The organism is Thalassobacter sp. (assembly GCF_982993085.1).
This window is the reverse complement of record NZ_CEZFMW010000124.1, coordinates 1-10230: the sequence shown is the minus strand read 5'-3', so window position 1 is coordinate 10230 and position 10230 is coordinate 1. Positions and strand designations below refer to the sequence as shown.

The window sequence follows — 10230 nt, the reverse complement described above, 5'->3', positions numbered from 1 at the left end:
AACACATCACGACTCAATTCATACTTAATGTAACGCTCACGTCACTTATCCACAGAGCGGTCCCTATATCTGGTGGTTTAAGAGGCCCAAGGCACTACGAAACCCCGACTCGCGCAAATCAACTGACAAAAATGAGTCGTTCCGAGTCGCCCGTATCTCAGCCGAGTGTCAGGTTTTGGTCGCTACGTGCTCGCATACGTCCAACCAGCTTTGGCAGCCGCAAACCAACAAGCCCAATGCCCACCCCTAGGTACAGCAGTGACTCAATCGTCCATACCTTCTCTTGCATGACGAAATGCACCGCTCCCAACAGAACGATCACATAAGTCAATTGATGAAGCCTACCCCATGCAGTGGCCCCCAACCTACGAACAGCACCATTCCACGATGTCGCCGCCAATGGGATCGCCAGAACAAAGGCAGCCATCCCCACAGTAATATACGGCCGCTTTACAATATCGGCCCAGATCTCTCCCCAGCGGAGCTGAATATCTAGAACCAGCCATACAACCAAATGGAGTAGTATATAGAGGAAAGCCAACACCCCGACCGCGCGACGGAACTTGAGCAGGTTGAGCCGAGCAAACCGCATAAGAGGCGTAATGCACAATCCAGCTAGCAAAAGCTGTAACGCCCATATGCCCAGTTGGTGCTCCATGACTTTTACGGGATCAACGCCAAGACCACCTGTGATCCCTTGGTACAATAGCCAAACAGGCGGCAGCAAACCCAATAGATAAACCGGCCAGACCGGAACCTTACGCCCCCCCCCGCTTATGCGGTGACCTATGGCTTGAACCCGGTTCAAAAGAACTCCCGCAGGTCCATGCCATCATACAGCGAAGCAACCTGCTCCTCATACCCATTGAACATCAGCGTATCTTTGCGCTGCTGGAACAGGCCGCCGCCGATGACCCGCTCTGACGCTTGGCTCCACCGAGGGTGGTCCACTTGTGGGTTCACATTTGAATAAAAGCCGTACTCACTCGATTGCAGCATATTCCATGTCGTCGGCGGCTCACGGTCCACCAGCGTTATCCGCACAATGGATTTGATCGACTTGAACCCGTACTTCCACGGGACAACCAAACGGATGGGCGCGCCGTTCTGATTGGCAATCGGCTCCCCATAAATACCGGTCGCCATAATAGTCAGGGGGTGCATCGCCTCATCTAGGCGCAGTCCCTCCCGATAGGGCCATTCGATATTGCTACGAAAGCCGCGCTGGCCGGGCATCTCTTCGGGCCGGACCAGTGTTTCGAACGCCACATATTTGGCACCAGCCTGCACGCCCACCTTTTCCAGCACCTTGTTAAGTTCAAACCCGTTCCACGGGATCACCATCGACCAGGCTTCAACACAGCGGAAGCGATAGATACGTTCCTCTACATCCAAATCACCAATCAACTCTTGCAACGGGTAGGTGCCAGGGTTGTCGACCATCCCGTCAATCTTGACCTCCCACGGGTTAGTAGTGAGCATATGGGCATACTTCACCGGGTCCGACTTACCGGTGCCGAACTCATAGAAGTTATTGTAGCTCGTAATTTCCTCTAACGTGTTGGGCGCTAGCGTCTCAGCACGTGTGGGTCGTGCGATGCTACCGGTCGCTAAGGCTGCTGCCCCACCCGCAAGCAATTGACGCCGGTTCAACCACATGGATTGCGGCGTCACATCCGCCGCAGTCAGGTCGGGCTTAAAAGGCTTAAACATCACGGGCTCCTCGGGTTCGTGTCTTTGGATGACATTGCACTGATTTGGGCACCCGCACAGGGACAAACCCGTCAGATCACGTGAACGTAATTATCCGTGATCCGAGCTGGGACACACGGGCGGGCGTTTTAGGGATAGGCGGCGTCAATCCAATCCAATGCATCCTCTAGGCGATCATTGCCCCAAAACAGCTCCCCATCGGGGGTCCGCCATGTCGGGGCACCAAAAATACCCAGCTTTTGTGCCTGCGCAGTTTGATCCCGCAACGCGGTCTTGTTCACATCATCCATTGCGGCACCCCACACAGCGGGCGCATCATGGCCGCCCTGAGCCAACGTATCCATCAAGAACTGTTGGTCTGAGATATCGCGCCCCTGCGCGAACTGCCCTAGATAGACCGCACGACTAAACGCGCCCCGCGCGTCGTCCGGCAAAGCCATCGCTACACGCGCGGCATTCAAGCCATTTTGCGGAAACGGGTCAGGTCGGACAAAACCCAAGCCTTGTTTGGCGCAGATACGCTCCATGTCACGCCACATATAAGCGCCCTTCGCGGGGTGTTCGTTAAACGGCGATGTCGTCCAACCCATATCCCGAAAGATCACGCCCAATAGAAACGGTCGCCAGACTATATGCACACCGCGCGCCGCAGCAGAACTGTGCGCCCGCATCGCCGCAGGATAGGAATAGGTGCTGGCAAATTCGTACCAAAGTTCGATCGTGCGCGGCACAGTCTGGCCCCCTACATTATGCAGGGCCAGTTTTGGGCGGATTGCGGTCTAGTTCAAGCCGCGTGCTTGGCTTTCCTGCACAATGCTGAATTCCCGCGCGCCGATCTGTACACCGGTTTCCAGCGTATCAAACATCACCGTGGTCTGGCCGCCGCTTTCATTGGTGATGATCCATTCCCGCAACGCTACGGGGTTCGGGGTAAACACGAGGCGAATATTGCCCAGCTCGGGCTGGTCGGGATCTTGCAACACGACCGAAGTTGCAGTCCCGTTGTAATCATAACTCGCCAATTGACCCGATGCAGATAAATCCACGGTCCGGGCAAGGATATGGGTCAGGGGCGTACGCCGCAGCGGATATTGCTCAGGGGGTGTGTTGGACACGGGATCAAAAATCGCCACCTGCCCGCCCCCAGCAATCACCAGCGCGTCACTATCATCATAATCGAACCGGGCGCGTCCCGGACGGCGCATCAGCAATGTACCCGTCGAAACAGACCCATCGCCATTCACCTGCGTGAAACCTGCCCGCGCCGTCGTGAAGCTGTTCAAATACTCATTGATCGCCTCAAGCGAAATTTCTTCACCAAAGGACGGAAGCGCGAGAGCCAGCCAAAGGACCGGCGCGAGGAAAAAGTGTTTCATACCCCAACACATAACAACTGCGGCCCCATCGCCAAGGGGCGTTTGCACACAGCTCATCACATCCGCGCGGGAAATCGCCCTCACTGCTATTGCCAAAGTATCTCAAGGCTGGCTCTTCCGCTCACGAGCTTTTTGACGAACTCGCACCCATTTCCCGGCTGATTGAAATGTTGCCACGAAAGAGCCGCAAACTTTTCCGGCGCGATAACTGCGATCAAATCGTTCAACCGGATTGGCTCCACAGGCTCATCTTGGCCAAATTGCTTGATGATTTTCTGTCGCACAACCGGCGCAAAGGACCACATCTGCATAACGTAGGCGACATATTCGTGGTTGGCCAAACACAGCGCATCCTCGCAGGCCGTCTGCTCAAAGGCGGCATGGGATACCTCATGCACCACGATGCTGTCGAACACGACTTCGGGCGCCATATCCTCATACAACAAGCTAAGTTCCGTGATTTCAGAGATTCCCTGAGGTGATCTAACAAAAATCTGATGGCCGTCGCAGACATAGTACCCAAAGCAAGTATCGCTCACGCCCGGCAAGTCGTTCAAAACCGTGATCGAAATCGGGAGCGATAGCCTTAAATCGCATTGCGCCAACTTGGGCAGCGTTGCCGAGGCCGTGGCGCACACCGATTGCGCCCGACTGGCGTGTGGGGCGGTCACCGAAACCATGCTTTCGGCACAAACAACAGTCTCGGCCGGCGACCTTGTTGGCAGCGAAAAAGTCATCGTGCCCAACAGCAACGCCACCAGTGTTCTTTGCCCCATCAAATCACCACCTCTGCATTATGATGCAAAGACAGACTGACAGTTCACCGCCCGCCCGAGCTGATCTTTGTCAATTCCGGGCGCGGCGGGGTGTGGTTATTGCTCCGGCAGGAGGATGTCGCGTTTGCCCACATGGTTAGCAGGGGTCACGATGCCGTTGTCTTCCATCTGCTCCACCAAACGCGCGGCTTTATTGTAACCAATCGCAAGCTTTCGCTGAATATAAGAGGTTGAGCATTTGCGATCCTTGGCCACAATCGCCACGGCCTGATCATACAGCGCGTCTTCACCATCGGTGTTTCCGCCCAGCCCCAGCACCGCATCAATATCCGACGATTTTTCATCATCGGGACCATCAAGCACGCTCGCAGCGTAGTCCGGCGGACCAAAGGATTTGAGGTGATTGACGATTTCCTCAACCTCTTCATCCGAACAGAACGGTCCGTGCACACGGGTGATTTTCGATCCGCCCGCCATGTACAGCATATCGCCCATACCCAGAAGCTGCTCGGCGCCCTGTTCACCCAGAATGGTGCGACTGTCGATCTTGGACGTCACGTGGAACGAGATCCGAGTAGGGAAGTTGGCCTTGATCGTGCCGGTGATCACGTCAACCGACGGACGCTGCGTGGCCATGATCAGGTGGATACCCGACGCACGCGCCATCTGCGCAAGCCGCTGGATACAAGCTTCGATCTCTTTGCCAGCAACCATCATCAAATCCGCCATCTCATCGACGATAACGACGATAAAGGGCAGCTTTTCGGGGGTGATCTCTTCGGTCTCAAACACGGGATCGCCGGTTTCATCGTCAAATCCGGTCTGAACCGTGCGCGAGAACATCTCACCCTTAGCAAGCGTGTCAGCCACACGCGAGTTATAGCCTTCAATGTTCCGCACGCCCATTTTGGACATCTTGCGGTAGCGTTCTTCCATTTCCCCCACGACCCACTTCAAGGCGACGACCGCCTTTTTGGGGTCTGTCACAACAGGGCTAAGCAGGTGAGGAATGCCGTCATAAACGCTGAGTTCCAGCATTTTCGGGTCAATCATAATCATCCGGCAGTCTTCGGGTGGAAGCCGGTACAAAAGCGACAGGATCATTGTGTTGATCGCCACCGATTTACCCGATCCCGTGGTCCCCGCGATCAGCAGGTGAGGCATTTTGGCGAGGTTGGCCACAATCGGCGCGCCGCCGATGTCTTTGCCAAGCGCGAGGGGCAGCTTCATGCCCGTATCGCCAAAGTCCTTGCCGGACATGATTTCCCGCAGGACGACCTTTTCACGGGTTTCATTGGGCAACTCGATCCCGATGACCGAACGGCCGGGCACAGTGGACACACGCGCCGATAGGGCCGACATAGACCGTGCGATATCGTCGGCCAAGCCGATCACACGAGACGCCTTAAGACCCGGGGCCGGCTCTAGTTCATACATGGTAACGACGGGACCGGGGCGAACACTGACGATCTCGCCCTTAACGCCGTAATCATCCAAAACCGTTTCCAGCATGCGGGCGTTTTCTTCTAGCGCTTCATCGCTGAGGACTGCGCGCTCAATCGTGTCGGGGCTGGTCAAAAGCGATAGAGGCGGTGGCTCATAGCCGATGACCTGCGCGGTTGGTTCCAGCGCGAGGCTTGGCTGCGCTTCGGCCATCGCTTGCCGCGAAGGGGCAACAGGTTTCTTCGGCGGGTGCTGCACAACCTTACGGTTGATCACCGCGCCGGGCTGCACCCCGGGCATGATCGATGTCGACGTAGGTCGCATTTCAGGAACCGACATGTCGGCGGCATAGTCGCCTGCATCATATTCCACGAGGCCATCTTCATCCGTATCAAAGCCCGTATAAAACGATGTGGTCTGTGGCTCGTCGCGTGTCAGCATGGGCTCCGCACGTGCCGCGGGCTCCGTGATGCCGGTGGGCGCGGACAGTGGCGGCTCATCCGGAATGACGTGCGCATAACCTGCGTCCGCTTCAGCCGTGGGCGGTGCCACAGGCTGACCCCGCTGCACACGTCCTTCGATAGCAGAGGCGATGCGGGCCTTCACTCGGTCTTCAGTTGGCGCATCGATATCATCGCCAGACATGAGGTCTGGGTCGATCAGCTCGGGTTCGGGCAAGCGTGCACCGATGATGGGCATCCTCTTGAGCAGAGGTGTTTTCGCAGCCGCAGCCATCGGCGGTGTCGCGGTGCGCGCCTGCCCAGCGGCCTCACCCAGCTGACCGCGCCGCGCATCACGGCGCGCGCGGACCATTTCGACAAACCGCGCAGACCCGCGGCCAATGTGCAGCCCCATAGCCTTGGCACCAACCGCGCTGGTGCCCAGCCCCATCAGCAAAAACGTCCACAGCCTTTGCAGTTCGGCACGATCGCAGCCCAGAACAAAACTGCCCAGCGCAACCAGCCCAAGGAACAGCGCAAACGACAGAAGCTTTAGCCCCACCATCGCCGAAATTGGCAAAATGCCCAGCATCGCGGCCAGAACCGTATCACCAAACAAGCCGCCCAGACCAAAGCTTTGATCCCAAGCTACACCCGGCGCATGTGTTGAGGCAAAAATCGCCGCCAGCGCGACCCAAGGCGCCACAAAAATTGACCGGCTGAACGCACGATCCGAACCGATGTGCAGCAAAAACCGCACACCCCAAACGCCTGTGCACAGCGCGATGCCCCATGACGCCACCCCAAGCACAAGGATCAAAGGCGCCGCTACAGATGCCCCAAACCGGCCCAGCCAATTGCGTGGCTCGGCCTCAGTGGCCGCCAGCCAATTTGGATCATCCGGCACATATGAAAACAGCATAAGAACCAGACACACCGTCACGCCCAACAATGCGACGCCCACACCTTCGCGGGAACGTCGGCTCAGCGCAGCTTGGGTGCCACTGTCCAAAAGCGGGTCTCGTGTGCGGGTAGGATAGGCCATGAATGTGCTCTTATTCTTCTTAGGAATACAGACAATCGCGCAGGCGGGTCAGGCCATCGCGAACTTGATCAAGGGGGGCCACAAGAGCCACCCTTATAAATTTCTCACCGGGGTTTCCGTCTGCGGTGTCACGCGCCAAATATGCGCCAGGCAAAACCTTAACGCCCGCCTCTTGCCACAGCTTCAAGGTTGCGGCCTCTCCGTCGTCTACGGGCAGCCACAGGAAAAAGCCGGCCTCAGGGATATGCACACCGGGGACATTACCCAAGACCTCGGTCGCGGCGTCAAACTTGGCCGCATAAAGCGCACGGTTCTCAATGACATGGTCCTCATCCGACCATGCACGCGCCGCCGCCATTTGCAGCGGGAACGGAAGGGGCGCACCAGCATAGGCACGCAACAGGCGCATCCGGGCAATCGTCTCTACGCCCGACACCGCAAACCCTGAACGCAACCCGGCAAGGTTGGACCTCTTGGACAACGAATGGAACGCAACCACGCGGTTGGGGTTGATCCCATCCTCTGCCACGACCTCTAGGATGCCCGTAGGCGGAGCATCGAGGTAGATCTCAGAATAGCATTCATCGGCCAAAACGATAAAATCGTGCTTTTCCGCCAGCGCCAAAAGTTGCCGCCAATAGGCTTTGTCAGCCACAGCGCCCTGTGGGTTCGCGGGTGAACAGATGTAGGCGACCGCCGTCCGGTCCAGCAGATCGCCGTCAAGCGCTGCGAAATCGGGCAAATGCCCGCTCTCAGCGGTGGCGTTCACATAGACAGGCTCCGCCCCCACACTCAGTGCGGCAACGGCATAGACCTGATAGAACGGGTTCGGCGTCAGGACCACAGGCCGTTGGCCATTCTTTTCCTCGGGGCAGAGCGCCATGCAGGTGTTGTATAGCCCCTCACGCGTTCCATTCAGAGCGAGGATTTGCTCCGGCACTGTCGAAAACCCAAACCGACGCGTCAACCAGCCGCCAATCGCGTCCAGCAGTTCAGGCGCACCGTCATTTGGTGGATAGTTCGCGAACCGCGCGGCATGCTTGCTGATTTCCTCAGTGATGAACCCCGGCGCAGCATGGCCCGGATCACCGATAGTCATCTGGATTGGGTTCGGATGCCCGGCAGGCAGATCGCCCAATAGGGTCCGGAGACGCGGAAACGCGTACTCAGGCAGCTCGGAAAACCGCTTGGGTGGATGCATACGACTGGCCTCAATTCGGGTGCTCTAACGGCCCCATTTGGTACAAGATAACCGCCGCACCCCGATGGGTCCAGAGAAATGCCGCGTTCTAGGCCAGCACAGCCTCCAGAGCGGCACCGATCCGCAACAGTCGCGCCTCTGCCATCGGGGCTGCCAACGCCATCAAACCACAGGCAGGCGTGCCAGTAGGCAGGCTCAACCCGCACAGCCCCATCAGATTTCCGACTCTTGTATTACGTAACGCCAACAGGTTTTCGGTAACGTAGTAATCCTGATCGGCCATCAAACGGGCCGCATCGGGGGGCAAGATTGGCGCCGTAGGCAAGAGAACAGCATCATATTGCGCTGTGGCCCCCGTATATTCTACGCGGCACCGGTTCAGGGTGTTCCACGCCTTCCACACATCAGGGCCGCTGAAATCTTTGCCAGAACGGAAACGTTCAAGGATACGATCGAACATCTTGTCTGGGGCGGCCTCAATGGTATCACCCCATGTCCCATAGGCCTCGGGCGTGAAAAGGACTGCGGCCAGGGCCATCGCCTCATCCACCATAGGCAGTGTCCCGTGGGCGACACTGGCGCCTGCATCCGCAATCTTGGCCACCGCATCATTAAACGCAGCACGAGGCGCGTCGCGCGCATCCTCTGTATAGGTATCCAGCACCAAGAACCGCGTGCCTTTTAGCGTAGCACCACGCAGGTCCGCCGCGCGCCCACCTTCAAGCGCCGCAAGCATCAAGGCCGCATCTTCAACCGACCGCGCCAATGGACCGACGGTGTCAAAACTCGCGACAAGCGGCACGGTACCCGCGCATGACAGCCGCCCCACGGTGGTCTTTAGCCCAACCAAATCATTCCATGCCGCAGGAATACGGACCGATCCCCCCGTATCAGAGCCGATTGCAATCGGCGCCAACCCAAAACTGACAGAAGTCGCCGCGCCGGAACTAGACCCCCCCGGCACGGACCCGCGATCATGCAAACCCGGTGGCGTGGCGACCGTCGGATTAAGGCCAAGCCCAGAAAACGCCAGCTCAGACATGTGTGTTTTGCCCAAACACACCGTACCAGCGTGGCTCGCGGCGCTAAGAACAGCAGCATCTTGGGTCGGCATCCGCCCTTCTAGCAGCTTGCTGCCTGCCTCAGTCGCAACACCCGCGGTATCAAACAGGTCCTTCCAGCTAACGGGCACACCATCCAGCGGCCCTAAGCGCAGGCCCAATCGGGCGCGCTTGGCCGCAGCGGCCGCTTCGGCGCGCGCGCGCTCAGCCGTGGTACGCGCATAAATGCGATCCGCATCTGGGTGGTCGGCGATTGCGGCCAGATAGGTCTCACACAGGGCTTCGGCGTCAATCTCGCCACGCGCTATGCCACGGCCCAAATCTGCCGCCGTCATCCTTAGCCAATCTTGCATTGCACCCCTCCCGCAAATGGTCGCAGGCCACGCTAACCGTCGGCTGCGCATTGGACAATCCCGCCTTCCCGCGCATATTTCCCCTATGGATCAAGATATCATCATCGTGGGCGGCGGGCTCAACGGCCCGACCCTTGCCCTTGCACTGGCTGCAAGCGGATTTCGCGTGGCCGTCATTGACGCTATGCCCCGTGCCAGCTTTGCCAAAACGTTTGACGGCCGCTCCTACGCGCTGGCACTGGCCTCGACCAAATTGCTGAGCGCCTTGGGCATCTGGGACGGGATCAAAAACGCCTGCCAGCCAATGCTAGAGATCAAAGCAACCGATGGCCGCGCGGGCGAAGGCCCAGCACCATATTTCCTGCACTTCGATCACGCCGAGATCGAGGAAGGCCCAATGGGCTATATGGCAGAAGACCGCGTGCTGCGCGCAGCCCTGTTGGACGCGATCGACGCCGATGACCGGATCACCTGCATGTATGGCCGCACAGTGGTTACCCAAACCGCGGGTTCCGTCACGCTGGACAACGACACGACGCTCACTGCGCGGCTAATCGTTGGCTGCGACGGGCGCGCATCGGGCACGGCAGAACGCGCAGGCATCAAGCGTGTCGGTTGGAACTACGACCAGACCGCGCTGGTCTGCGCCATTGAACACGAGAAGCCCCACAACGGCATCGCGCATCAATTCTTTATGCCGGCCGGTCCGCTCGCGATTTTGCCCCTGCCGGGCAATCGGTCCTCTATCGTGTGGTCCGAACGCACCGATGCCGCCGCCCAAATCAACGCCCTGCCCGAGGACGAATACCTCGATATCCTGCG

Annotated in this window: 9 protein-coding genes; 1 reads left to right on the top strand and 8 read right to left on the bottom strand. The window is 58.3% G+C overall.

Translation table 11 applies throughout. From position 1 onward, the window contains the following. Positions 1–157: 157 nt before the first annotated feature. From msrQ to AC4GMC_RS15395, 8 genes are all read right to left on the bottom strand, one after another. Complete coding sequence (msrQ, locus tag AC4GMC_RS15430) at positions 158–808, bottom strand: protein-methionine-sulfoxide reductase heme-binding subunit MsrQ (protein ID WP_487877884.1); 651 nt, start codon at positions 806–808, stop codon at positions 158–160. After that, positions 805–1713 (bottom strand): protein-methionine-sulfoxide reductase catalytic subunit MsrP, encoded by a 909-nt coding sequence (msrP, locus tag AC4GMC_RS15425; protein ID WP_487877883.1) that lies wholly within the window; start codon positions 1711–1713, stop codon positions 805–807. The genes msrQ and msrP overlap by 4 nt, the downstream gene beginning before the upstream one ends. Positions 1714–1841: 128 nt before the next feature. Further along, the gene (locus AC4GMC_RS15420) at positions 1842–2444 is read right to left on the bottom strand and encodes a DsbA family protein (RefSeq protein WP_487877882.1); all 603 of its coding nucleotides are present in this window, start codon (positions 2442–2444) and stop codon (positions 1842–1844) included. 48 nt (positions 2445–2492) lie between these two features. Then, positions 2493–3089 (bottom strand): LolA family protein, encoded by a 597-nt coding sequence (locus AC4GMC_RS15415; protein WP_487877881.1) that lies wholly within the window; start codon positions 3087–3089, stop codon positions 2493–2495. Positions 3090–3175: 86 nt separating this feature from the next. After that, positions 3176–3865, bottom strand: coding sequence for a DUF6639 family protein (locus tag AC4GMC_RS15410; protein ID WP_487877880.1), 690 nt, complete (start codon positions 3863–3865; stop codon positions 3176–3178). Positions 3866–3961: 96 nt separating this feature from the next. Beyond that, complete coding sequence (locus tag AC4GMC_RS15405; protein ID WP_487877879.1) at positions 3962–6793, bottom strand: DNA translocase FtsK; 2832 nt, start codon at positions 6791–6793, stop codon at positions 3962–3964. 19 nt (positions 6794–6812) lie between these two features. Next, positions 6813–7994, bottom strand: a complete 1182-nt coding sequence (locus AC4GMC_RS15400) for an aminotransferase class I/II-fold pyridoxal phosphate-dependent enzyme (RefSeq protein ID WP_487878587.1) — start codon at positions 7992–7994, stop codon at positions 6813–6815. A gap of 88 nt (positions 7995–8082) precedes the next feature. Further along, positions 8083–9408 carry an amidase gene (locus AC4GMC_RS15395; protein ID WP_487878588.1) on the bottom strand — a complete coding sequence of 442 codons (1326 nt, stop codon included), beginning with the start codon at positions 9406–9408 and terminating at the stop codon, positions 8083–8085. 85 nt (positions 9409–9493) lie between these two features. Between AC4GMC_RS15395 and AC4GMC_RS15390 the strand changes: the two genes are divergently transcribed. After that, positions 9494–10230, top strand: a 737-nt coding sequence (locus tag AC4GMC_RS15390) for an FAD-dependent monooxygenase (protein ID WP_488082254.1), incomplete at its 3' end; no start/stop codon positions are given.

Excerpts from the sequence above, each read along its gene's own strand:
- AC4GMC_RS15405 (WP_487877879.1), bottom strand. The coding sequence starts at position 6,793 with ATGGCCTATCCTACCCGCACACGAGACCCGCTTTTGGACAGTGGCACC.
- AC4GMC_RS15400 (WP_487878587.1), bottom strand. The coding sequence starts at position 7,994 with ATGCATCCACCCAAGCGGTTTTCCGAGCTGCCTGAGTACGCGTTTCCG.
- AC4GMC_RS15410 (WP_487877880.1), bottom strand. The coding sequence starts at position 3,865 with ATGGGGCAAAGAACACTGGTGGCGTTGCTGTTGGGCACGATGACTTTT.
- msrP (WP_487877883.1), bottom strand. The coding sequence starts at position 1,713 with ATGTTTAAGCCTTTTAAGCCCGACCTGACTGCGGCGGATGTGACGCCG.
- AC4GMC_RS15395 (WP_487878588.1), bottom strand. The coding sequence starts at position 9,408 with ATGCAAGATTGGCTAAGGATGACGGCGGCAGATTTGGGCCGTGGCATA.
- AC4GMC_RS15415 (WP_487877881.1), bottom strand. The coding sequence starts at position 3,089 with ATGAAACACTTTTTCCTCGCGCCGGTCCTTTGGCTGGCTCTCGCGCTT.